This is a genomic window from Paraburkholderia sp. WC7.3g (genome assembly GCF_050436345.1).
In the GTDB taxonomy this organism is placed as follows: Bacteria; Pseudomonadota; Gammaproteobacteria; order Burkholderiales; family Burkholderiaceae; genus Paraburkholderia; species Paraburkholderia podalyriae.
This window is the reverse complement of the sequence record NZ_JBNDMA010000001.1, coordinates 938,637-960,888: the sequence shown is the minus strand read 5'-3', so window position 1 is coordinate 960,888 and position 22,252 is coordinate 938,637. Positions and strand designations below refer to the sequence as shown.

Here is a 22,252-nt window from a genome sequence, read left to right as displayed (position 1 = left end):
AAAAGCCTCACAAGACCAATTGAGTTTTCGCAGGTTGTTACGAATCGGAAACACGCCTCGCTCGGATGCCGATCTCATTCGATGTGCTCTACCACTAGCCCTGTCGACGTTGCTGCTGATAACGATGCGCACGATGCGCCGCAGCGTCATCGCGTTGAATCTGCAGGTGGGCGGTCGCTGTGTGGTGAGCCGGATCCCACCGTCCACGAGGTGGGGACCGCGAGGCGCGCCGGTAGCAACCGGGTAATGCCTGGTGTGCCGGCCGCCGATGTTGTTTCGCTTGTGGCATGGCGCGTATTGCCGGAGACTGCATCAGTCGGAGTGTCGTACGCCTTTACGTTATCTCAAGCGGACGTGCAAGTGTCCTGCGGTCATTGAATCGGCGACCCATTCGCTCCAACAAATCATCGAAATTTCAGGGCACGAGCGTGTTCGCGATTGTTGTAGCCGCGTGAGACGCGAAGGAAAAGTCGCACGATTCGCGGGCGCCGACGAATCGTACGAATCGTGCCGCGATTCGAACAGCGCGCACTCGGGCTGGCTTTACTCTCATTGCGCCCACGACACCGTGTTCCGGGGCTGTGTACCACCACTTATGGCGTCGACCAGGTAATCAACGAAGGAAGTGATCCGCGAAGACAGGGCCGTATTGCGGTAATAGACAGCATGGATCGTTTGGCGAACATCACTCGTCTGCCGGGTGAGAATCTGGACAAGCCGTCCGGACTCACGGTCCTGTGAAGTCATGAAGTCCGACAGACAGACTATGCCAACGCCCTGAAGCGCCAGTTGCCGAAGCGTCTCGCCGCTCGAGGAATAAGCGGCCGGTTCGATACGATAAGGTTCACCATCAGCGCCATAGAGTGGCCAGACATTAAGCGACTCGGGCTGATTGAAGCCCAGAAGTACATGCTTGCCAAGCTCTTCAGCGTTGCGCGGCTGACCGTGCTTTTCGAGGTAGCCACGACTCGCGAGAATGCGCATCCGGCTCTTTCCGACGAGCCTGCTGTGCAGGGTCGAATCCTTGAGTTGAGCGATTCTGATCGCTACATCGGTACGACTTTCGAGCAGATCAATGATGCTGTCGTTGGTATTGAGTTCCAGGGTTACATGCGGATAGCGCTTTCGGTAGCCCTGCACAATTGGCACGATCACATGCAGCATGAACGGCGTAGCGGCGTCGATCCGCAGCCGCCCCGAAGGCATTTCGCGTTGCGCGACCATCAGTTCCTCTGAGTTTTCGACGGAATCGATGATCGCTCGTGCATGCTGAAGAAATACCCGTCCCTCCTCGGTCAACTCGAGTTTGCGGGTATTTCGGCGCAGCAGTGTCGTTCTCAACTTCCCCTCAAGGCGCCCCAGCAATCGACTTACGGCCGACACCGTCAGGTTTAGATGGCGCGCAGCAGTTGTCATCGAACCCGTGTCTACGACGGCTGAAAAGGCCTGAAGCTCGTCCAAAGTGACTTTCATTGTTGAATTATTTTCAAAATAGTTTCGTTGATGAACTAGTTTCTCGAAAAAGGTAAAGCGAGCACACTCGGCGCAACATTGTAAGTGCACCTGATCGGGCGATCCTCGCGAGGAGAGGGGCAACGACGGGCAGGACGCGATATTCGGTCCCGGCCGCACGGCGACGGTTGGGCAGGTGCGGCATGCGCCACCTACCGCGCTCGTCCACCTCAAGCGCGATCGTGATCGACAGACTCCGTTTCACTTCGACCCACGCGAGCATTCACATGGCAACCTTCAATCGCACTTTAAACCTCGCCACCGGCGTGATGGAACTGGGCCGGTTTCAGGTCGACCTCGGAACGCGGGAGCTGCGCCGGGACGGCGTCGCAATACCTGTTGGATCCCGGGCCTTCGATATCCTGGCCGTGCTGGTTTCGGCTGGCGGCCGTCTTGTCACGAAAGACGAGTTATTGAGCGTGGTGTGGCCGAAAACGATCGTCGAAGAAAACAACATCCAGGTCCAGTTGTCGGCCTTGCGCAAAATTCTCGGTCCCGACCGGAATCTTGTCCTCACAGTGCCAGGGCGCGGGTATCAGCTTTGCGTGCGAAAACCGGACGTGGCCTCCACTTCTTGGCTGGGCGGGTCGATGCGAGACGCGCATCGGCTGCCGCCGCCGTTGAACATAGCATTGGTCGGGCGGGAGAGGGCCGTTCAGCGGATCCTCGCGATGCTCGAAAGCACGCGCCTTGTAACGCTCGTGGGCGCCGGAGGGGTCGGCAAGACGCAGCTCTCGCTCGAGGTTGCCCGTCGAACTGAACAAGACTCGGCCGAATCCGCGTACTTCGTCGACCTATCGGGCCTGACGACGCGGGACCGAATGCTCGAAGCCATTATGACAGGCTGCGGTCGGCCGACTGGAGACGCTGGAGTCCCTGCGGAAGGCGTCGCTTGCGCGCTTTCGAATCTGCGCGGGCTCCTACTTATCGACAATGCTGAACATCTGATCGCGCACGTGGCAGAAATAGTCGATGCCTTGCTCGCTGCAAATAACCACGTGCGCGTCGTCGTGACCAGCAGGGAACGGTTGCGCATATCGCCCGAGCAGACATTCAAAGTCGATCCGCTCGAAACGCCACCGGCCAATGCCGCGCCAGTCGATATTCCCGCGCATTCTGCGGTCAGATTGTTCCTGCAGCGTGCAAACGCCATGCAGGTGCCTGTGGATGCCGACGGCCGGCAGCTTCAGCTTGTCGGCGAGATCTGCCGACGGCTGGATGGCATACCGCTCGCGATTGAACTGGCGGCTGCCCGCGTCGCTGACCTCGGTCTCGACGGCGCACGGCGTTGCCTGGATGATCGCATGGCGTTTCTCACTGGCGGATATCGTACTGCCCCGCTGCGCCACCAGAGCCTGCGTGCGACCTTTGACTGGAGCTATGCGTTGCTCGGTCATATCGAGCGGACTCTCTTTAGGCGCATTGCGGTATTCGATCGTCTCTTTACGCTAGACGCGCTCGGCGCCGTTGCATGTGACGCGACGCTTTCCTTAGGCAGTGCAATCGCGGCAATCGACGCGCTCGTCGCAAACTCTCTTCTAAATGTCCAAACGGAGGGGCCGCGCGTTCTGTACTGGCTATACGAATCCACACGCGCGTATGCGCTGCAGAAGCTTTGCGACGAAGGCGAAGTGGAGACGGTCACCATGCGATATGAACGCAACATTATTCAGCTGCCATCACGATGCGGTGGACACCAGCGTAAATCCGAATCTGGCAACGTTCGTCGGCCGTCGCCTGGTGAGGTCCATGACACGTTGAACTGGGTATCTGCGCAAAATGTCGATTTTGCCATGACGTAGATATGTGGGGCGAGCTGCTCCCGCTTGTCTGAGTGCTTGACTTCGAATGCAGTCTTATACGACTAGGGAGCGCAGACAGTGCGGTGTCCGGGAGCGACCGTCTGAGCGGTGCTTTTCTGAGTTGATATCGATCGACATGATCTCGTCTTAGAACCGTAAAACAGCCGCCTTGCTCATCGCGTGCAGGTCGAGCGTGGCGGGCGGTTTGATGCCGCGCAACCGGCTACTCAATCGTGGAACCACATGTGCAGTTCCCTGACTAGGGTCCATGCGCCGCCTGTACCGATGCCCGCGAGCTGTGCCAGCAACGCCATACCGGGATGTGCGCCGCTGCGTACCTGCTGGACCTGCTGCACTTCGAGTGTGCGGATCTGCAGGCGCACCAGTGCGAGCCGCTCACGTTCGCGCTCAATCTCGAGGCTTGACCCTCAACGATGACCTACGGCGTATCGTCAGAGCCAGTCACGCAAGAATCTGATCGATGGCACGTTGATTGCCTAGCGAACTCTCAAGCGGAAAAGCCAAACCGTATTCCAGTCCGAGTACGGTATCTGCAAAATCCTCCACCATCGCCACGTATTGATCGACATCGCCAAAACGCGTGGTCTGCACTTCACCCGTCTCGTCGGAGCGATGATGGACGTGCGCGGGAGCATAGACGCCGGGATTGAACGGCGCATCAAGACTCAGCCAGCAGGCGCTGATGCACGCGGCCGCCAGTTCGCCCGAGGTGCTTGCCGAGCCGAAGCCGCTCGTCAGCGTGAAGCGCGCGACCAACGACGCAATCGAGTACGAGATCGTCTGCTACGTCGACGCGTGGAGCAAAAAGATCGGCGTGCGCAACGATCTGTACGACCTTGCGCACGGGCATCTGCTGTCACGCGGGGTGATCTTGCGGCCGTCGTCGGTAGCGGAGCCGACGGGGAGTTGACGGACGAGAGGCAGCGGCTCTTGCGCAACGTGCTGATCTTCCAGACGCTTGACGACGCGGAAATCGCCGAGCTCGCCGGCCAACTAACGCTGCACGAGTTCGATGGTGACGACACCATCTATACCGCCGCCGACGAAGGCGGGCACGAGTTGCACATTCTCGCGCGCGGCGTTGCCAAAGTCGTCGTGCCGAAAGACGGCAGGGAGGCCGAATTGCGCAGACTCGCGCCAGGCGACTCCGTTGGCCAGTCGGGAATACTCGCCGGCGTGAGAACCGGCGTGGTCGTGCGCGCGCTCACGCGCGCCACGGTGTTCCGGCTCGACAAAAGCGCGCTCACGCCGATCCTCGCGCGGGGCCCCGAAGTCGCGCGTGAAATGTGCCGGCCGCTCTCCGTCCATCACGAAAGCGAAAAGATGCTGCTTGCGACATCCGCGACCGCCGACGAAGGAAGCGGCGGCTTGCTGCAATGGATCCGCGACGGCGTGCGGCGCTTTCACGAACTCGCGCTGTGAGTGCGGGCAGCTCAAATGCCGCTTTCGCTTAAGGCTTTTTAAGGTTCCGCCAAGGCTTTAATCGACGGCAATCGTTACGCTGGTTGTCATCGAGCGACGGCCTCGCAGAAGGACCGACCGAACCAGGACCTGCTGGAATTCGCGCGTTCGTAGGCATCGTGCGGGATTAAGGGCCCACTGGCGACGAGGCCCGCGCGCATCGCTGGCGATGCGCCATATGGAGGAGGTGACATGAAGAAAACCATTGCGGGCATCCGCATGCCCGACAGTGCGATGGCCCGTGGGGCAACCGAGCGAATTCGCGCGACGGAGTGCACGCTGATGTTCCATCACGCGCAACGGGCGTTTCTGTTCGGCGCGCTGACCGGCTATCGCGAGAACGTGGTTTTCGACATGGAACTGCTTTATGTGGGAGCGATGTTTCATAACGTGGGCCTGAACACCGCGCATCGGCGTTCGTCGTGCCGCTATGAAGTCGACAGTGCGAACGCCGCGCGCGATTTCATGCGCGAGCATCAGGCGGCGGCAAGCGCGACCGACGAGGTCTGGATGGCGATTGCATTGCATACGACGCCGGGCATTCCCGAGCATCTTGCGCCGCTCGTCGCGTTGCTCGCGGCGGGCGTGCAGATGGACGTGCGCGGCGCGCGCTACAACGAATACGCCGCACAGGAGCGCGACGAAATCGTGCAGGCGTGTCCGCGCGAAGTGGGCTTCAAGAAGCGGATTCTCGAGGAATACGCGCGCGGCATGGAGCATCGTCCGCAAACGACGTTCGGCACCGTCAACGCCGACGTGCTCGACCGATGGGATCCGAATTACCGGCGTCTGAATTTTTGCGGGTTGGTGCTCGGTTCGGACTGGCCGAACTGATCCGGCCTCAAAAGGAGATTGACATGGGCTACATCATTTCATTGGGAGTCGGCTTCGGCGTCGGACTTCTGTACTGGCTGCTCAAGGTGCAGTCGCCGGCGCCGCCGCTGATCGCGCGCTCCGGCCTGCTCGGCATGGTGCTCGGCGAACGCGCGATACCCGTCCATGATCGTCAAGCCTACGAGCAAGCTCTCGCTGCTCGCGGGCGTCGGCCTGCAATGGCGCGAGACCACCGCCGACGCCGTCTATCAGCAAGGCTCGGCGGTCCTGCCGGGCACGGCGGGACGCGGCGGACGCTGGACAGGCTTCTATACGCAATTGCGCGCCGACTGGGCAGTCACCGCCAATCTCGCGGCGGCGCTCGAAGCCGTGCATTTCCAGGTAGGACCGTCGCTGCGCGAACTGGGCGCGCGCAATGCCGACTATGTCGGCGCGGAATTGAAGTTCGGGTGGTAGCGCGTGCTAGTGGGTGGTAGCGGCTGATATAGCGCCGATTGAGGCGGTCACGACAACAAAGGTCATCGTTATGAGCACTTCCGGTTTATCGCCCGATGTGGCGCAAGCGTCCGAGCTGGAGTTCCCATATTCGTCGCTCGAATACCGGCAACATCAGATGTTCCCGCGTCTGTCGCCTGCGGAGATTGAAAGCGTGCGCCGCTTCGCGCGGCCGATGAACTTCAAGGCGGGCGAGCTGATCTTCGAGACCGGGCAGGTCGCGCTCGGCCTCTTCGTGCTGCTGCATGGGCGCGTGCGGATCTTTTCGCGCGACAGCTTCGGCCGCTCCACCCTCGTGACCGAACATGACGACGGCCATTTCATGGCGGAGATGGCGCAACTTTCCGGCAAGCCCGCGCTGATCGACGGCCTCGCTCTGACCGATGTCGAGACGCTGGTGATCGAGCCCGAGCGCCTGCGAGCGCTGATCGTCGCGGATGCGCAACTCGGCGAGCACATCATGCGCGCGCTGATTCTGCGCCGGCTCGGACTGATCGAGCAGGGGCTCGGGCCGATCATCGTCGGCAATGGCGACGATGCGCGCCTCGTCGGCCTGCAAGGCTTCCTGCGCCGAAATGCGTATCCGCCGACCGTGATCGACGCGCGTTCCGATCCTGAAGCCGTAACTTTGCTCGGCGGCATGACGACCGGCCCCGGCGACTTTCCGCTGGTGTTCTGCCCCAACGGCCATGTGCTGCGCGCACCGGACGAGGCGCAACTCGCGTCGTGCCTCGGACTCGTGCCGACCTTCGAGCAGTCGCATAGGTACGACGTCGCGATCGTCGGCGCGGGGCCGGCCGGCCTGGCGGCGTCGGTCTATGCGGCGACCGAGGGACTTTCGGTTGCCGTGTTCGATCAGCGCGCGCCTGGCGGACAGGCCGGCGCGAGCTCGCGCATTGAAAACTATCTGGGCTTTCCCACCGGCATCTCCGGGCAGGCGCTCGCCGCGCGCGCGTTCCAGCAGGCGCTGAAGTTCGGCGCGCATCTCGCGATTCCTGGCAAGGTCACCGAAGTGAGGCGGCAGGACGACATGTTCGTGCTGACGCTCGTCGACGGCCAGCGCATCAGCGCGCGCACGGTCGTGGTTGCGAGCGGCGCCGCATATCGCAAGCCGACAGTGCCCGGGTTTGAGCGTTTCGAGGGGCGCGGCACCTATTACTGGGCGTCGACGATCGAAGCGAAGCTCGTCAAAGGCCAGGACATCGTGCTGATGGGCGGCGGCAACTCGGCGGGCCAGGCCGTGGTTTTTCTCGCGAACTTCGCGCGCAGCATCCGCATGCTGATTCGCGGCCAGAACCTCAACGCGAGCATGTCGAAGTATCTGATCGATCGCATCGACTCGCTGCCAAATGTCTCGCTGTGCACGGACTGCACGCTGAGTGCGCTGGAAGGCGACGAAGCGGGGCTCACGCATCTGCATGTGCGTCATGAAACGAGCGGTGAGGAGGAAGTAGTGGCCTCGCGGCATCTCTTTCTCTTCATCGGCGCGGAGCCGAAAACCGATTGGCTCGCGGCAAGCGGCGTCGAGCTCGACAATCGGGGCTTTCTCGTGACCGGTGTGGCGAGAAGCGGGCACGGTGCGTCGGCGGCCAGCACGCATTATCCGCTCGAGACCAGCGTGCCGGGCATGTTCGCGGTCGGCGACGTGCGCTCCGAATCCGCAAAACGCGTGGCCGCCGCGGTAGGCGACGGCGCGGCGGTCGTCGCGCAGATTCATGCGTTCTTGAGCCTGTTGACGAAGGACGCGGCCAACCCTTGACGGAGCAGATGATGAAGTCGATTCAACGTAGCGGAACCCCGCGTGCGGCCGCCTGCTGCCTGCTTCTAATGAGCGTAGTCATGAGTCTGTGGAGCGGCGTAGCGTCAGGCGCCGCGCCACAGGTGAAGAGTCAGGGGCCAGGCTTTTACCGGATCATGCTCGGCAGCTTCGAAGTGACCGCGCTGCTCGACGGCACGCATCCGTTTCCAATCGACACCGTGATCGAAGATGTTCCGAAGGCCGAGATCGCGCGCGACCTGGAGCGGGATTTCCTGCAGGCGCCGGTGCAAGGCTCGATCAACGCGTTTCTGATCAACACGGGCTCGAAGCTGATCCTGATCGACACCGGCGCGGGCGTGTTGTACGGCGATTGCTGCGGCAAGCTGCTCGCCAATCTGCGGGCAGCCGGCTATCGGCGGAACAGATCGACGAGGTACTGCTTACGCATCTGCACAAGGATCACTTGGGCGGCATCGTCGTGAGCGGAGCAATGGCCTTTCCCAATGCAGTCGTGCGAGTGAACGAGACGGACGCCAACTACTGGCCGAGCCCGGCCAACAAGTCCAAAGCACCGGCTTTTCTCAGCACTTTCTTCGATGCCGTGAGTGAGAGCGTCGCCCCGTATCTCGCGTCGGGCCGCTTCAAGCCGTTCAATGGCGATGTCGAACTGGACCCAGGCATCCGCGCCGTCGCGCTGCCCGGGCACACGCCTGGCCACACCGGCTATCTGGTGGAGAGCGGCGCGAATCATCTGCTCGTGTGGGGCGACATCGTGCATGTGGCCGCGATCCAGTTGCAGAACCCGACAGCATCGGTCGAATACGACACCGATGCCGCCGCGGCCCAACGTTCGCGCCGCAGCGCGCTCGAGCTCGCCGCGAGCCGGCGTTATCTGATCGGCGCCGCGCATATCGCGTTTCCGGGCCTCGGACATATCAGGAAGAACCGCAACACTTATGATTGGGTGCCGGTCAATTACGAAGCAGCGCCCGGTCAGTGACGCAGCGTTGTCGAGCGACGCCGCTCGCGGCGTTTGTCACGGGCGCTGAGCCAACACTCGAGGAGAATCACGATGCACATCGAATCCCCCGCCAAGCAATGCACGAATGCAGCCAGGCACGAAGCGGACGTGCATCATGAAGCTTGCCGCGCAACGCATGACGATCACGCGGCCATGCACGACGAAAGCCCCGCGCCGGTATGGGGTCACGTGATCAAGCGCCTTCTTGCCGGCTATCGCGGCGAAGCGGAAGGCGAAGCCTATCTTGCGGCGCCGCTCATGCGCGAGGCCGCCAGTGGACCGTCACGGCACCGGCAGGTGGAGGTGATCGAGCGTCTGTCGGAGACGTCGATCGCGGTCCTCTGGCAGGACGCCACGCTATGCCGTTATGCGGACCAGGTGTGGATCAGTTGCCGCGCGAGACTGAAGGGACGCTGCGCGGTGAGCGGGGCGACGATCCGCCGTAACGATCTGATCTACAAACCGAGGGTGCGCAGCGCGGTGCCGGTCAACGCGGCCGCGATGATTCTGGCGTCGGCAGTCGACTTGCAGCATCCACTCGTTCAATACAAAAATTTTGAACGATAGGTTCAGTTTTTTCCGCGCATGCGAAGTTGCGGTTAGTCTAGACTTCGGGGACTCATCGCCGGGCGGTTGTTGGCCGGCCGCTTCTCCACTGGTTGCGTCCTGGATACCGCCTCATGATTCGCATCGGCTCTTTTCAAGTGGACCTCGCCAGTCGCGAACTGCTTCTCGACGGACAACCCGTGCGCATCGGCAGCCGTGCGTTCGACATGCTCGCCGTGCTGATCGCCGCAAAGGGCGAGCTCGTGTCGAAGAACGACATGTTGAAGGAGGTGTGGCCCGACACCATCGTCGAAGAGAACAATCTTCAGGTTCATATGTCCGCGCTGCGCAAGGCGCTCGGCGAAAGCCGCGGGCTCATACAGACCGTGTCGGGCAGAGGCTACAGGCTCGTCGCAAGACAGTCGCCGGTGCTGCCCGCGAACGGCGCGAACCAACCCGATCCTCGCGCGGCCGATCACCGGCAGCTTCGTCCCGCAGGGCAGGTGCCGCACAATCTGCCCGCGAGTTTCTCGCCGCTGATCGGCCGCGACGGGGCGCTGTGCGACGTCGCGCTCACGCTCGCGTCGGCGCGGCATGTCACGCTGCTCGGCGCGGGCGGCATCGGCAAAACGCGCCTTGCGGTCGAAGTCGCGCGCGCTCTGCTCGACCATTATCCGGACGGCGTCTATCTGATCTCGCTCGCGTCCACGTCGGATGCAAACAGCGTGCTTGCGATGTTCGCCGCGAGCGTCGGCGTGAGCAAGGCGAGCGGTCCGCTCACGCTTACGCGGGTCAGCAGGGAGTGGGGCGAACGGCGCGTGCTGTGCGTGCTCGACAACTGCGAGCATGTGCTCGGCCCGGCTGCGCAGCTCGCCGAGGCGCTGCTGAATGCAGGCCCTGGCGTACGCGTTCTCGCAACGAGCCGTGAGCCGCTGCGCGTCGCCGAAGAGCATCTATATTGGGTCGCCTCGCTCGACGTTCCCACGCACGACGATCAAAGCCAGCACGTGCTTCAGTGCAGCGCTGTGCAGTTGTTCCTGTCGCGTGCTCGCGCGATGGACGCGCGCTTTTCGCCCGACGAGCGAAGCATTCATCTGACCGGCACTGTATGCCGCCGGCTCGACGGCATACCGCTTGCGATCGAACTCGCGGCGGCACGCGCGGCGATACTCGGGATAGAAACGCTCGCGGATCATCTCGACGACCGCTTCAATATGCTGACGGGTGGCAATCGCACAGCGCTGCCTCGGCATCAGACGTTGAAGGCCACGCTCGACTGGAGCCATGGCCTGCTCGACGACGCGGAGCGCGCAACGCTGCGCAGGCTCGGCATTTTCGTCAACAGCTTTTCGATGGACGCGGCCATCTGCGTCGTGACGGACAACGGCTTGCAGGAACCTGAGGTGATCGCGGCGCTGTCGGGCCTCGTCGAAAAGTCGCTGGTCGTCGCGCACGTCGAGCGTGGCAGGGCGAGTTACCGGTTGCTCGAAACCACGCGCGCCTACGCGCTGCAAAAGCTCGACGACAACGGCGAGCGGCGCGCCGTCACGCTCAACCACGCGCGCTATTTCATCGGCTTGCTGGAGCGCCATATGTCGGCTGAAGCGCGCTGCGCGGAGAACGACGCGGACCGGTGGCATTCGCGCATGCGCGAATGGCTCGACGACTCGCGTGCGGCACTTGGCTGGGCACTGTCGTCGAAGGGCGACGACGCGCACGGAGAAAAGCTGGCGGTCAAGGTGGTCGCGCTGCTGTACGAGCTTTCACTGGTGGACGAATGCTGCGCATGGGCGCGGCGCGCGCTCGCCAGCGTTGCGCAAACGCATGGCGGCTCGGGCTCGACGCGGCATCTGCGAGTCCGAATGCAATTGCTCGCCGCGCTCGGTGCCGCGCTCGTCTATGTCAATGGACCGAACCGCGAAACGCTCGCGATCTGGGCCGAGGTGCTTGCGCTGGCGATCGCGCTCGGCGACCACGCATTCGAAGCGCGCGCGTTGTGGGGTATGTGGAACGCGAGCCAGTCGTCAGGCGCGGCGCGTAATGCGCTTGCGTTCGCGCATCGGTTCGCGTCGCTCGCAGCGCAGACCGGCGATGCAAGCAACGGCATTCTCGCTTCGCGCCTCCTGGGCATCGCGTCGCACTACGCGGGCGACCAGCAACAGGCGCGCGCGTCGCTCGAACGGTTCCTGCAGCACACGGACACGCTGCAGCATGGCTTGCCGCTCGGGCAGTCCATCGATCAGGGCGTTGCGGGGCGCGCCACGCTCGCGCGTCTGCTGTGGTTGCAGGGCTCGCGCGACGAGGCGCTTGATCTGTCGGAAGCTTGTATGGCGAGCGCGTGTGCGCGGGACCAGTCGATCGTTACCTGCTATGTGCTGGTCGAAGCGGAGATCCCGCTTGCGCTGCTGTCCGGCAAGCGCGAACGCGCGGCAGAGGCAATTGCGTTGCTGGGCGACGTGGCGGCGCGCACGGGCCTCGGTGTATCGCAGGCATGCGGCCGTTGCTTCGACGAGTATCTGCGCTCGCTCGACGACGTGAGCCCTGAGCGTCTGCATGCGTTTCGAGCCGCATTGGACGAGCTCGACGCACTGGAATACGGTGCTCAACGCGCGATGCTCGTCGTGGGATACGGTCTCGCGTTGGGCCGCGCGGGGCGGCGCGATCAGGCAATCGCGGCGGTGACGCGCGCGTTGGCGCAATGCGACGAAAGCGGCGACCACTGGTATGGGGTCGAACTGAGGCGCGCGCATGGCGAGTTGCTTCTGCTCGGAGATCCGGGCGCGCCGCCAGGCGGTGAGGTAGCCACGGATGCGCAGGCCTGCTTGACGGCGGCGATGGAGGAATCGCTTGCGCAAGGCAGCCGGTCGTTGCAGTTGCGCGCCGCGACGACTCTCGGCCGCTTGTGGTGCGCGCAGGGGCGCGCTGCCGATGCCGTGCGCCTCGTCGAAGCCGCGTGCACGAGGCTGACCCAGGGCCTCGATCTCGAAGATTTCAAAGCCGCGCAGCAACTGCTTGAAACCGCGAGAGTTGCTTCTCGGGTCATGCCGGCGTGTCTGGATATACAGGGCGATGCGAGCAAGCGCTCGCCACGCGTTCGCGGCCGCCGAAAGTCAGCGAAGGCCGCTAGCGCTGCGTTGGGTGGTTGGATTGCCCTGCATTGCGTTGCGTGGCGTTGAGCTTCCGCTATGTCACGCGTTGACCTGGGTCTGCAGAATCTGCTGTTGCACGGCCTTGTCGATCAGGTCCGCCTGATCCAGCCGCTCGACCCACCAGCGCAGTGCCTTGCCGGTCTCGTCGTCGCGCCACGCCAGATAAAAATGCGTGACCTCGCGCATGCCGAGCACGTCTTTTCTGACGAGTTCACCGCGCCTGAGCGCGTCGATGGCGAGGCACTCCGGAATTGTGCCCGCCGCCAGCCCGCGTAATTGCGCGGCGAGCTTCGTTTCGAGTGTCGGCACGGTCAGCACTTCCTGATTGTCCGCGAGCGCGATGGTGCGCGGCGCGAGGTTGCGCGACGTATCGCCAATCGCTACAGCGCGATGACGTGCGACCACATCCAGTGTCAGCGGTCCGGGCAATGACGCGAGCGGGTGCTCCGGCGCTACCACGAACACGTGTCGCAGTGAGCCGATCGGCTTCGCGACGAGATTCGGAATCGGCGGCGGGTCGCCCGCCGCGCCGACGATCAGGTCGGCGCGTCTCGTGAGCAGCGCATCCCACGAACCGCCCAGCACTTCTTTCGACAGATGCAGGCGCGTGTCGAGCTTCAGCTTGTAAAACTCGTCGACGTGATGCCAGAGTAGCGCGAACGGGATGATTTCGTCGACGGCCACATACAGGTCGGACTCCCAGCCTTGCTCGATGCGCCTGGCCTTGCATTCCAGGTCTTCCGCGGCCGCCAGCAGACGGCGGCCTTCCTCGACGACCACGCGCCCCGCGTGCGTGAGCGTGGCGCGCCGGCCGCTGCGGTCGAACAGCTTGACGCCAAGATCGAGCTCGAGCTTCTGCACCAGATATGTAAGCGACGATGGCACCTTATGCAGCGTTTCGGCGGCGCTTGCAAAGGTGCCGGTTCGGTCGACCGCGTCGAGCACCTGAAGAACTTCAAAGGAAAGATTCATGGCGAAGAGCGAAATCCATCTGAGCCGGACGGCTGAAGCGCCCAGCATACTGGATTTCATCCTGATCGCGATGGCGTGGCCGGTAGTCAGCCAGATTCATGCGTGGCTCGGTCGAGACGAAGCGCGCGTCAAGGCTTCTTGAGGCGCGCAATGAGCGGCATGACGCGCCAAACGCAATCGCTCCCCAAGTCAATGCTCAATGTGCGCCACGCTCGGGTTGAGGCGTCCACTCATGCTCTTCGCCAGGCACTTTGCCGAAGGTCTGCGCAGCCCAGGCTTGCCGCGCAGCCACAATCTTCTCGCGCGAACCAGACACGAAATTCCACTCGATGAAGCGTTCGCCCGGCAGGTGCGCGCCGCCGAGGAGCATCACGCGCGCGCCATGCGCGCTGGCGAGTTCGACCGTTGCACACGGCTCCAGCACGGCCATCGTTGTCGGAGACAACGGCGTCCCGTCGACGGTCAGATCTCCGTCGACGAGATAGACGCCGCGCTCCTCGTGCTCGGCATCGAGTGCAAGGCGACCGGCAGCCGCGAACTCGGCATAGACGGAGAGCGTGGGTGAAAAGACTTCGACCGGCGAGGTCTTCCCGAAAGCCGTGCCCGCGATCACATGTACGGTTGCCCCGTCGCGCGTGAACGTCGGCTGCGTATCGGCCGGATAATGAATGAACGCGGGCGCGGCGTCTTCGTGTTCGACAGGCAGCGCGACCCAGGTCTGAATGCCGTGGATCGCCTGTTCAACTGGCCGATCCTCCAGCGGCGTGCGTTCTGAATGGACGATGCCGCGACCGGCCGTCATCCAGTTCACGTCGCCGGGTACGATTTTCTGCCGATAGCCGAGGCTGTCGTGATGCATGAACGAGCCTTCGAACAGGTACGTGACGGTCGCGAGCCCGATATGCGGATGCGGCAGCACATCCACGCCGCTGCCAGCGGGCAGCACGGCTAGCCCCATATGGTCGAAGAAAATGAATGGTCCGATGAGGCGCGCGGCACGGGCGGGAAGCACGCGCCGCACGATCAGGTTGCCGATGTCGCTTTCGCGCGGCGTGAGCAGAGCCTTGATCGTAGTGGGCATGATGAATACCTTTCGTTAAGGGCCGACGTGGAGGCAAGCCGTCACGGTTCGAGCAGCCGCAACAGCCGCAGCTCCTCGAAATCAAGTTCGGATTCGATGCGATGAAGGACCGCGTCGTCCACCTTGCCGTCGCGATGCAGGCCGAGCAATGCCTCGCGCGACACGCCAACGAGTTCGAGTTCGACACGCAGGAAGTGCGCACGGTGTTCGATTCGGTGCGCACCCAACTGGTATGCGCTTTCGTTCGCGGTGACGCGAATCCGGTATTCGGCTAGCAGCCGCTCGAACGTCGCGCGTTCGATGCCGGACGAGCGCTCGTCGATTTCCTCGAGCGCAGCGAGAGAGGCGCCGAACGCATGGGCGCGCGCCTCATGCTCGGACATGGTGTGACGGGCTGTCGGGCGCAGTTTCAGCAGCCGGATGAGCGGCGCGAGGCTGCCGCCCTGCACGACAAGCGTCGCGATGATCAGCAGAAATGTGCTGAAGACGATCAGGTCGCGGCCGGGGAAATTGTCTGGCAGCGCGATTGCGGCCGCCAGACTGACGACGCCGCGCATACCCGCCCAGCCGAGCACAACCGCTTCCTTGAAGCTCCACGGCTCGCGGCCCGAGCGTTTCGCGCGTATCTGGTCGGGCAGCCAGATCGCAGCGAACACCCATGCAAGGCGCGCAACGATGGCTGCCGCAGTTGCCGGCAACGCGACACGCAGCCCGGCCGTCAACACGGCCGATTCGTGATTCACCCGTGAAAGGAGTGCATGCAGTGTGAGGCCGATCAGGATGAAGACCAGCGCCTCGAGCACGAACACGACCGCTTCCCAGGTCGCCTTGGCTTTTATGCGCATATCGGCGTCGAATACCCGATGCTGGCGGATGCCGAGCACGAGACCGCAGGTCACGACGGACAGCACACCCGATCCGCCGACGGCCTCCGCGATACCGTAGCTGGCCCACGCCATAACGAAGGTCACGACGATGCCGAGCATCGGATCGCCCAGACGCGGCAGCACCCAACACATGGCCTGGCCGCACACGATGCCGACCGCGATGCCGACCAGGGTAAGCGTAAAGAACAGCACCGATCCGCTCGTGACCGTGATCGTCGCGGCTAGCGCTGCCGAGACCGCCATCTGATAGAGCAGCAGGCCCGACGCGTCGTTCACGAGGCTTTCGCCTTCCAGCACGGCCACGAGCCTGGCGGGTAGCGGGTGGCGCTGAAGGATCGCTTTGGCGGCGACCGCGTCGGGCGGCGAGACGATCGCACCGAGCGTGAAGCACGCCGCCCATGGCAGGTTCGGGTTGAAGGCATGCACGGCGACAGCCACGGCGACGGTGGTGAATGTCACGGCCCCGAGCACGAGCGAAACGATCGTGCCGATGCCGCGTTGGAATTCCTTCCACGCCGTATAGAACGAACTCGACATCAGCAGCGGCGGCAGCACGGCCGCGAGCAGCAGGTTCGGGTCCACGTCGGGTACGCGCCTGCCGGCGACTGCGATCACACAGCCGCCGAGCAGCAGAACGACGGCAGGCGGGATCGCGATGCGCTCCGCGAGCCACGTCAGGGCGCCCGCTCCGCAGATCAACAGCAGGAGGTAATGAAAAAACTCGACGTTGTTCATCCGCTAGAAGCCCGGGGATTGCACGTCGATCAGACCGTAGACGACCCCGGCGAGAGTACCGGCAAGCAGCGAAGGGATGTACGGATTCATGATGCGAGTCTTGGTTGGTGAACGTGGCGTGACAGGAACTACGCGAAAGGCTCGCGGAAAAAGTATAGGTTCGTCTGGATCAGGCAGAGTCTGATTAAGAATATTTAATCTCTGGCGCATGCGAGATATCCGCTCGATCGAGCTTTGGGGTCGTGCGTGAGCGCGGCAACGGCGCCGAATCGTGGCTAAAGCTTTTGCGCCTCGCTGGGCGCAAAGGCATTGCGGCTTCCATTTCAGGACTTTTCAGTTTGCGCCAAGGACTTCGGCCGCTTGCATCATTAGAGTGCCTGCCGGCATGTGGCGCTATTCAGCGAGTTCTCGCTCCTCGCCGCATCGCTATCCATCTCAACACGCAAAGTCGTCGCCACGCCCGCGCGCGGCGATGCAACGACGGAGATCTAGCATGAACACCCAGCAAATCGATTCGACCAGGCCTTCGGCGTCGCGCCGCAGGCTGCTTTCGGCAAGTGCGGGCATGGCCGGCGCCGTGGCAGCCATGTCGAGCCTGTCCGCGAACGCAGCCGCGTCCGTGACGGGCGGTTCGGCGCGTACGCACGGCACCTCGCATCATCACGGCGGCAACTACGTGAGCGCGAAGGACGGCACGCAGATCTTCTTCAAGGACTGGGGCACGGGCATGCCGGTCGTCTTCTCGCACGGCTGGCCGCTCTCGGCTGACGCGTGGGACGCGCAGATGCTCTTCCTGGTGAATCAGGGCTACCGGGTGATCGCGCACGACCGCCGCGGCCATGGCCGTTCGGGCCAGCCGTCCGAGGGCAACGACATGAACACCTACGCCGACGATCTCGCGGCTGTGCTGGACGCGCTCGACGTGAAGGGCGCGATGCTCGTGGGCCATTCCACGGGCGGCGGCGAGGTGGCGCATTACATCGGCCGCCATGGCGAAAAGCGCGTGGCGAAGGCCGTTCTGATCGGCGCAGTGCCGCCGCAAATGGTCAAGTCTGCGAACAATCCTAACGGTCTGCCGATGTCGGTGTTCGACAACATCCGCGCGGGCGTGGCGGCGAACCGCTCGCAGTTCTATATGGATCTGGCCACGCCGTTCTACGGCTTCAACCGCCCCGACGCGAAAGTCTCGCAGGGCCTCGTGCAGGACTTCTGGCGCCAGGGCATGGCCGGTTCGATCAAAGGCCAGTACGAGTGCATCAAGCAATTCTCTGAAGTCGACTACACCGACGACCTCAAGAAGATCAGCGTGCCCACGCTGATCCTGCACGGCGACGACGACCAGATCGTGCCGATCGACGATTCGGCGAAGCTCTCGGCGAAGATCGTCAAGAACGCGACGCTCAAGGTGTACAAGGACGCGCCGCACGGCATGTGCAGCACGCACGTCGATCAGGTCAATGCGGACCTGCTCGCGTTCCTCAAGTCCTGATGCGCTACGACGAGATCTGCGTGACGCGCCTGCGAGGCAACGCGCGTCTGTTCAGAACTCCTCGGCTTGTCACAAGGACTTTCAGGCGCGCGTCGCCTAAGCTCGATGCCAATCGCGACCACCAACCTCCTCGACATGGGCACCGAATGGCAGCCGGCCTCGGAGGCGAAGGACGTGTTAGAGGGCCGCGACCGCACCACCGGCAAGGTCAAGTGGACCGGCACGCGCGTCGACCTTATCTTCGGTGCGCATTCGGTGTTGCGCGCGCTGAGCGAGCGTGACTCCAGGCATTGAGCGATGTGACCGAAGGTCTTCTCGGGCGTATCGGTACGGCTCGCCGGGCAACCGTGCACCGATGCGTAAAGAATTGCTGCGCTGAACTTTTAGCGGCGATGTCATTAAGCCGCGGGCGGCGCTCGTTCACTGCTTCGGACACCGTGTCGTCACGTTACTGAAGCGTCGCGATGGCCAACGTCGGGCACGCCTTCGTCTAGGCTGACGCCCGAGAGATGCCGATCAGAATGAGGATGGCTTCTGGTCCCTTGCGGCCGCGTTGGAGCCTTGAGCGCCCGGCAGGGAGCCGAACATGTGCTGGCTGCATTTCGCCTCGCGCCATGCGGCACCCAACTTGTAACCGGAGAGCACCCTGCGTGCGAGGGGAAGTATCTGCTCGCCGGCCAGCATGCCGAGCAGGCCCATCAGCGCAATGGTGGGCGGGGCTGGCGATTGCACGCCGATCGCAGCGTAGACGACCCCGGCAAGGATGCCGGCCAACAAGGAAAGGATATACGGTTTCATAGTGCGAGTCTCATTGACGACTTGTCCCGTTACAGGATCTACCCAGCGAATTCGTGAAAAGACTACCGGCTACTCTGGATTAAGAAAATACCAATTAAGAGCTTTTAAGATTAATTTTTTGGGTAATAAAATTTAATCCCTTTTTAGTTGTTGCTGCTCTGTCCTTGCGTGTCAAATAACCGGAGCTGGATGTCGAATTGCCCAGCGCCAATGCACATTGGACGCCTGCCGGTCATGCCGGCATGGCGGCTTCCCCCTCTCTCCGGTTCAAAGGACATACCCGTCATGAACAATTCGAAGCTCGAAGTTCTCACTCCTCAGAACAGCCAACTGATCATCATCGATCACCAACCGCAAATGGCGTTCGGCGTTCAGTCGATCGACCGCCAGGTGCTGAAGAACAACGTCGTCGGTCTGGCCAAGGCGGCCAAGGTGTTCAACGTTCCGACCACGATCACCACGGTCGAGTCGCAAAGCTTCTCGGGTTACACGTATCCGGAACTGCTCGACGTGTTCCCCGAGCACAAGGTGCTCGAACGCACGTCGATGAATTCGTGGGACGACCAGAAGGTACGCGACGCGCTCGCCGCGAATGGCCGCAAGAAGGTGGTCGTAGCGGGTCTGTGGACCGAGGTCTGCAACACGACGTTCGCGCTCTGCGCCATGCTCGAAGGTGACTACGAGATCTACATGGTGGCCGACGCATCGGGGGGCACGTCGAAAGACGCGCACGACTTCGCGATGCAGCGCATGGTCCAGGCGGGCGCCGTGCCCGTCACGTGGCAGCAGGTCCTGCTCGAATGGCAGCGTGACTGGGCTCACCGCGCGACCTACGACGCCGTGATGGCGATCGCGAAGGAACATTCGGGCGCGTACGGCATGGGCGTCGACTACGCGTACACGATGGTCCATAAGGCAGCGCAGCGCACGGCTACGCCGCACGAGGTGCTGCCGGCTGTACCGGCACGCTAATCGCCTCCGCGATCGCCGAAAGCGGGACGATGCGCTCTGTGTGAAGTCGGCGGCAGCGCACGCGGTCTGCCGATCGCTGCGCTGCAGTGCATTCCCCGCGAGGTACTCGGGTTGAACCGCGAGGTCTCGCATCAGTATTCCAACCTTACGGAGAGACTGATCGTATGGAAACTTATCTGGTGTCCCTCGGTGCAGGGATGCTGATAGGCGTGATCTACAGCGTGATCAAGGTCCGCTCGCCCGCGCCTCCGCTCGTTGCCCTCATCGGCCTGCTTGGCATGTTGATCGGCGCACAGGCCGTTCCATCCCTGAGGCAGTTGTTGGGCTTTTAATCGAACTGATAGAAACGAGGAAACGCAAATGAGCGCAACCGCTACTCATCCCGATCTCATTTTGTACAACGGACGGTTCACCACGCTGGATCGTTCGAACCCGATCGCCAGTGCCGTGGCGATTGCCGATGGCCGCTTCGTCGCGGTCGGCAGCGATACCGACGTCATGCCGCTCGCGGGCCGCGCAACCAAAGTTATCGATCTCGGTGGCCGGCCGGTGCTGCCAGGCCTCATCGACAATCACCTGCATCTGATCCGCGGCGGTCTGAACTACAACATGGAACTGCGCTGGGACGGCGTGCGCTCGCTCGCCGTTGCCATGGAGATGCTCAAGCAGCAGGTTGCGATCACGCCCGCGCCGCAATGGGTGCGCGTGGTCGGCGGCTTCACCGAGCACCAATTCGAAGAGAAACGGCTGCCGACGCTCGATGAGCTGAACGCCGTGGCGCCGGATACGCCCGTGTTCATCCTGCATCTGTACGACCGGGCGCTGCTCAATGCCGCCGCGTTGCGCGTCGTGGGCTATACGAAGGATACGCCGGAGCCGCCGGGCGGCACGATCATGCGCGACAGCGCGGGCAACCCCACCGGGCTGCTGCTGGCGAACCCCAATGCGTCGATCCTCTACGCGACACTCGCGAAAGGCCCGAAGCTGCCGCTGGAGTATCAATACAATTCGACGCGTCATTTCATGCGCGAACTCAACCGCCTTGGCGTGACCGGCGCGATCGATGCCGGCGGCGGCTCGCAGAACTACCCGGACGATTACGAAGTCATCCGCAAGCTCCATGATGTGGGAGAGATGACGGTGCGCATCGCGTACAACCTCTTCACGCAAAAGCCGAAGGCCGAAAAGGAAGACTTCGTGAACTGGACCGGCTCGGTCAAGTATCACGATGGTTCGGACTACTTCCGCCACAACGGTGCGGGTGAAATGCTGGTGTTTTCGGCCGCTGACTTCGAGGACTTCCGCGTGGCGCGCCCCGAACTGCCGCCCGGAATGGAAGGCGAACTCGAAGGCGTGGTGCGGGTACTCGCACAGAACCGCTGGCCGTGGCGCCTGCATGCGACCTATGACGAAACCATCAGCCGTGCGCTCGATGTGTTCGAGAAGGTCAACAAGGATATTCCGCTCGACGGAATCAACTGGTTCTTCGACCACGCGGAAACCGTTTCCGAGCGATCGATGGATCGAATTGCGGCGCTGGGTGGCGGCATCGCGGTTCAGCATCGCATGGCCTATCAGGGCGAGTATTTCGTCGAGCGCTATGGCGCGCAAGCGGCACAAGCCACGCCGCCCGTCGCGAGAATGCTCGAGAAGGGCATCAAGGTCTCGGCCGGCACCGATGCGACGCGCGTCGCGTCGTACAACCCGTGGGTGTCGCTCGCATGGCTCGTGAGCGGCAAGACAGTTGGCGGTCTGCGGATGTATCCGCAACGTAACCTGCTCGATCGCGATACTGCGCTGCGCATGTGGACGGAGTACGTCACCTGGTTCTCGAACGAAGAGGGCAAGAAAGGGCGCATGGTGCCCGGGCAGTTTGCCGACCTCATGGTTCCGGACCGCGACTTCTTCTCGTGCGCGGAGGACGACATTGCCGGCACCACCGCATTGCTCACGGTGGTCGGCGGAAAGATCGTCTGGGGCGCGGGCCCATTCTCGCAACACGATCAGCCAATCCCGCCTGCAATGCCGGACTGGTCGCCGGTGCGCCAATACGGCGGCTATGGCGGCTGGGGCGCTACGCAGCGCGAGGGCGCGCCGCTCGGACGCGCCGCTGCCGCGGCGATGTGCGCCTGCGCGAGCGCCTGCGATGTGCACGGCCATGCGCACGCGAGCGCGTGGGCCAGTGCATTGCCGACTTCGGATGCAAAGGGCTTCTGGGGCGCATTCGGCTGCTCTTGCTGGGCGATCTGACATGACGATATGGGACGGCAGCAGCAACCCCGCATGGGTTCGTGCGCTGCTATCGCCGCCGTGGGTTGGGCCGCTCGTGCGCCTTGCGCTCGTGTCCGCCTACCTCATCGGCGGTATCACCAAAGCGCTGAACTTCGAGGGCGCGATTGCGGAGCAGGCGCATTTCGGCCTGCACCCGGCCGCCCTCTGGGCAGCGCTCGCGGTGGCGGTCGAGATCGTCGGCTCGCTGTGCGTGGTATTGCGCCGCTTCGCGTGGATCGGCGCAGGCGGCCTCGGCATGCTGACCGTCGTCGCGATGCTGGTTGCCAACGACTTCTGGAACCATGCCGGTGCCGAGCGCTTCAAGGCGCTCAACAGTTTTTTCGAGCATCTGGGACTGATCGCGGGGCTCGTGCTCGCGATCCTGCTCGGCGATTCTCAGCGTCCGTCCGGCGAGAACCGCGCCTGACCGATTGATCAGTACGATGA

General features: G+C 63.0%; 21 protein-coding genes and 3 pseudogenes. 17 read left to right on the top strand and 7 right to left on the bottom strand.

Going from position 1 to position 22,252, the window contains the following annotated elements:
* Positions 1–549: 549 nt before the first annotated feature.
* A complete protein-coding gene (locus OKW43_RS04510) occupies positions 550–1,473 on the bottom strand; it encodes a LysR substrate-binding domain-containing protein (protein WP_429445526.1) in 924 nt (307 codons plus the stop codon).
* Positions 1,474–1,739: 266 nt separating this feature from the next.
* Here OKW43_RS04510 and OKW43_RS04505 point away from each other — a divergent pair, with 266 nt between their 5' ends.
* Entirely contained in the window at positions 1,740–3,314 is a 1,575-nt protein-coding gene (locus tag OKW43_RS04505) for an ATP-binding protein (protein ID WP_187633477.1), read from the top strand.
* Between the two features lie 227 nt (positions 3,315–3,541).
* Here OKW43_RS04505 and OKW43_RS04500 read toward each other — a convergent pair whose 3' ends face one another.
* Complete coding sequence (locus OKW43_RS04500; RefSeq protein WP_187633476.1) at positions 3,542–3,697, bottom strand: hypothetical protein; 156 nt, start codon at positions 3,695–3,697, stop codon at positions 3,542–3,544.
* Between the two features lie 79 nt (positions 3,698–3,776).
* Complete coding sequence (locus OKW43_RS04495; protein WP_429447411.1) at positions 3,777–4,091, bottom strand: hypothetical protein; 315 nt, start codon at positions 4,089–4,091, stop codon at positions 3,777–3,779.
* Here OKW43_RS04495 and OKW43_RS04490 point away from each other — a divergent pair.
* From OKW43_RS04490 to OKW43_RS04450, 9 genes and pseudogenes are all read left to right on the top strand, one after another.
* Positions 4,018–4,245: a hypothetical protein gene (locus OKW43_RS04490; RefSeq protein WP_376776330.1), complete on the top strand. Its 228-nt coding sequence runs from the start codon at positions 4,018–4,020 to the stop codon at positions 4,243–4,245. The two genes, OKW43_RS04495 and OKW43_RS04490, sit on opposite strands and share 74 nt — an antisense overlap.
* A complete protein-coding gene (locus OKW43_RS04485; RefSeq protein ID WP_246529988.1) occupies positions 4,242–4,757 on the top strand; it encodes a cyclic nucleotide-binding domain-containing protein in 516 nt (171 codons plus the stop codon). The genes OKW43_RS04490 and OKW43_RS04485 overlap by 4 nt, the downstream gene beginning before the upstream one ends.
* A 231-nt stretch (positions 4,758–4,988) precedes the next feature.
* Positions 4,989–5,630 (top strand): phosphohydrolase, encoded by a 642-nt coding sequence (locus OKW43_RS04480; RefSeq protein WP_187633475.1) that lies wholly within the window; start codon positions 4,989–4,991, stop codon positions 5,628–5,630.
* Between the two features lie 23 nt (positions 5,631–5,653).
* Positions 5,654–5,848 (top strand): annotated as a pseudogene (locus OKW43_RS04475) (DUF1427 family protein); the annotation flags it as partial.
* Positions 5,790–6,086: pseudogene (locus tag OKW43_RS04470) on the top strand (alginate export family protein); the annotation flags it as partial. The pseudogenes OKW43_RS04475 and OKW43_RS04470, both read left to right, overlap by 59 nt.
* 70 nt (positions 6,087–6,156) lie before the next feature.
* A complete protein-coding gene (locus OKW43_RS04465; protein ID WP_429445523.1) occupies positions 6,157–7,884 on the top strand; it encodes an FAD-dependent oxidoreductase in 1,728 nt (575 codons plus the stop codon).
* Positions 7,885–7,895: 11 nt separating this feature from the next.
* Positions 7,896–8,884: pseudogene (locus OKW43_RS04460) on the top strand (MBL fold metallo-hydrolase).
* Between the two features lie 72 nt (positions 8,885–8,956).
* Complete coding sequence (locus OKW43_RS04455; protein WP_187633473.1) at positions 8,957–9,472, top strand: DUF3331 domain-containing protein; 516 nt, start codon at positions 8,957–8,959, stop codon at positions 9,470–9,472.
* Between the two features lie 113 nt (positions 9,473–9,585).
* Positions 9,586–12,627: a winged helix-turn-helix domain-containing protein gene (locus OKW43_RS04450; protein ID WP_429445521.1), complete on the top strand. Its 3,042-nt coding sequence runs from the start codon at positions 9,586–9,588 to the stop codon at positions 12,625–12,627.
* A gap of 12 nt (positions 12,628–12,639) precedes the next feature.
* Here the strand turns inward: OKW43_RS04450 and OKW43_RS04445 are convergent, their stop codons facing one another.
* The gene (locus OKW43_RS04445; protein ID WP_429445519.1) at positions 12,640–13,572 is read right to left on the bottom strand and encodes a LysR family transcriptional regulator; all 933 of its coding nucleotides are present in this window, start codon (positions 13,570–13,572) and stop codon (positions 12,640–12,642) included.
* Here OKW43_RS04445 and OKW43_RS04440 point away from each other — a divergent pair.
* On the top strand, positions 13,571–13,714 hold the full coding sequence (locus tag OKW43_RS04440; RefSeq protein ID WP_429445517.1) for a hypothetical protein: 144 nt from the start codon (positions 13,571–13,573) through the stop codon (positions 13,712–13,714). The two genes, OKW43_RS04445 and OKW43_RS04440, sit on opposite strands and share 2 nt — an antisense overlap.
* A gap of 54 nt (positions 13,715–13,768) precedes the next feature.
* On the opposite strand, the gene OKW43_RS04435 is transcribed toward OKW43_RS04440, so the two are convergent.
* Both OKW43_RS04435 and OKW43_RS04430 read right to left on the bottom strand, forming a co-directional pair.
* Positions 13,769–14,653, bottom strand: a complete 885-nt coding sequence (locus tag OKW43_RS04435; RefSeq protein ID WP_429445515.1) for a pirin family protein — start codon at positions 14,651–14,653, stop codon at positions 13,769–13,771.
* 41 nt (positions 14,654–14,694) lie between these two features.
* Complete coding sequence (locus OKW43_RS04430; protein ID WP_429445513.1) at positions 14,695–16,275, bottom strand: cation:proton antiporter; 1,581 nt, start codon at positions 16,273–16,275, stop codon at positions 14,695–14,697.
* A 493-nt stretch (positions 16,276–16,768) separates the two neighbouring features.
* On the opposite strand from OKW43_RS04430, the gene OKW43_RS04425 reads away from it, so the two are divergent.
* Positions 16,769–17,764 (top strand): alpha/beta fold hydrolase, encoded by a 996-nt coding sequence (locus OKW43_RS04425; protein WP_429445511.1) that lies wholly within the window; start codon positions 16,769–16,771, stop codon positions 17,762–17,764.
* Between the two features lie 105 nt (positions 17,765–17,869).
* Positions 17,870–18,058 (top strand): hypothetical protein, encoded by a 189-nt coding sequence (locus OKW43_RS04420; RefSeq protein WP_429447409.1) that lies wholly within the window; start codon positions 17,870–17,872, stop codon positions 18,056–18,058.
* Positions 18,059–18,280: 222 nt separating this feature from the next.
* Here OKW43_RS04420 and OKW43_RS04415 read toward each other — a convergent pair whose 3' ends face one another.
* Positions 18,281–18,562 carry a XapX domain-containing protein gene (locus OKW43_RS04415; protein ID WP_187633466.1) on the bottom strand — a complete coding sequence of 94 codons (282 nt, stop codon included), beginning with the start codon at positions 18,560–18,562 and terminating at the stop codon, positions 18,281–18,283.
* A 285-nt stretch (positions 18,563–18,847) separates the two neighbouring features.
* On the opposite strand from OKW43_RS04415, the gene OKW43_RS04410 reads away from it, so the two are divergent.
* The 4 genes from OKW43_RS04410 to OKW43_RS04395 all read left to right on the top strand — a co-directional run bounded on the left by OKW43_RS04410 (position 18,848) and on the right by OKW43_RS04395 (position 22,232).
* On the top strand, positions 18,848–19,534 hold the full coding sequence (locus OKW43_RS04410) for a hydrolase (RefSeq protein WP_184031324.1): 687 nt from the start codon (positions 18,848–18,850) through the stop codon (positions 19,532–19,534).
* A gap of 164 nt (positions 19,535–19,698) precedes the next feature.
* Positions 19,699–19,866 (top strand): DUF1427 family protein, encoded by a 168-nt coding sequence (locus tag OKW43_RS04405; RefSeq protein WP_187633465.1) that lies wholly within the window; start codon positions 19,699–19,701, stop codon positions 19,864–19,866.
* A gap of 28 nt (positions 19,867–19,894) precedes the next feature.
* Positions 19,895–21,784 (top strand): amidohydrolase, encoded by a 1,890-nt coding sequence (locus OKW43_RS04400; RefSeq protein WP_429445508.1) that lies wholly within the window; start codon positions 19,895–19,897, stop codon positions 21,782–21,784.
* Between the two features lies 1 nt (position 21,785).
* Positions 21,786–22,232 (top strand): DoxX family protein, encoded by a 447-nt coding sequence (locus tag OKW43_RS04395; protein WP_429445506.1) that lies wholly within the window; start codon positions 21,786–21,788, stop codon positions 22,230–22,232.
* The last annotated feature ends 20 nt before the right edge of the window (positions 22,233–22,252 follow it).

Bases quoted from the DNA above. Each gene is read 5' to 3' on its own strand.
- OKW43_RS04510 (WP_429445526.1), bottom strand. From the start codon at position 1,473: ATGAAAGTCACTTTGGACGAGCTTCAGGCCTTTTCAGCCGTCGTAGAC.
- OKW43_RS04505 (WP_187633477.1), top strand. From the start codon at position 1,740: ATGGCAACCTTCAATCGCACTTTAAACCTCGCCACCGGCGTGATGGAA.
- OKW43_RS04490 (WP_376776330.1), top strand. From the start codon at position 4,018: ATGCACGCGGCCGCCAGTTCGCCCGAGGTGCTTGCCGAGCCGAAGCCG.
- OKW43_RS04480 (WP_187633475.1), top strand. From the start codon at position 4,989: ATGAAGAAAACCATTGCGGGCATCCGCATGCCCGACAGTGCGATGGCC.
- OKW43_RS04465 (WP_429445523.1), top strand. From the start codon at position 6,157: ATGAGCACTTCCGGTTTATCGCCCGATGTGGCGCAAGCGTCCGAGCTG.
- OKW43_RS04455 (WP_187633473.1), top strand. From the start codon at position 8,957: ATGCACATCGAATCCCCCGCCAAGCAATGCACGAATGCAGCCAGGCAC.
- OKW43_RS04450 (WP_429445521.1), top strand. From the start codon at position 9,586: ATGATTCGCATCGGCTCTTTTCAAGTGGACCTCGCCAGTCGCGAACTG.
- OKW43_RS04440 (WP_429445517.1), top strand. From the start codon at position 13,571: ATGGCGAAGAGCGAAATCCATCTGAGCCGGACGGCTGAAGCGCCCAGC.
- OKW43_RS04445 (WP_429445519.1), bottom strand. From the start codon at position 13,572: ATGAATCTTTCCTTTGAAGTTCTTCAGGTGCTCGACGCGGTCGACCGA.
- OKW43_RS04435 (WP_429445515.1), bottom strand. From the start codon at position 14,653: ATGCCCACTACGATCAAGGCTCTGCTCACGCCGCGCGAAAGCGACATC.
- OKW43_RS04430 (WP_429445513.1), bottom strand. From the start codon at position 16,275: ATGAACAACGTCGAGTTTTTTCATTACCTCCTGCTGTTGATCTGCGGA.
- OKW43_RS04425 (WP_429445511.1), top strand. From the start codon at position 16,769: ATGAACACCCAGCAAATCGATTCGACCAGGCCTTCGGCGTCGCGCCGC.
- OKW43_RS04420 (WP_429447409.1), top strand. From the start codon at position 17,870: ATGCCAATCGCGACCACCAACCTCCTCGACATGGGCACCGAATGGCAG.
- OKW43_RS04415 (WP_187633466.1), bottom strand. From the start codon at position 18,562: ATGAAACCGTATATCCTTTCCTTGTTGGCCGGCATCCTTGCCGGGGTC.
- OKW43_RS04410 (WP_184031324.1), top strand. From the start codon at position 18,848: ATGAACAATTCGAAGCTCGAAGTTCTCACTCCTCAGAACAGCCAACTG.
- OKW43_RS04405 (WP_187633465.1), top strand. From the start codon at position 19,699: ATGGAAACTTATCTGGTGTCCCTCGGTGCAGGGATGCTGATAGGCGTG.
- OKW43_RS04400 (WP_429445508.1), top strand. From the start codon at position 19,895: ATGAGCGCAACCGCTACTCATCCCGATCTCATTTTGTACAACGGACGG.
- OKW43_RS04395 (WP_429445506.1), top strand. From the start codon at position 21,786: ATGACGATATGGGACGGCAGCAGCAACCCCGCATGGGTTCGTGCGCTG.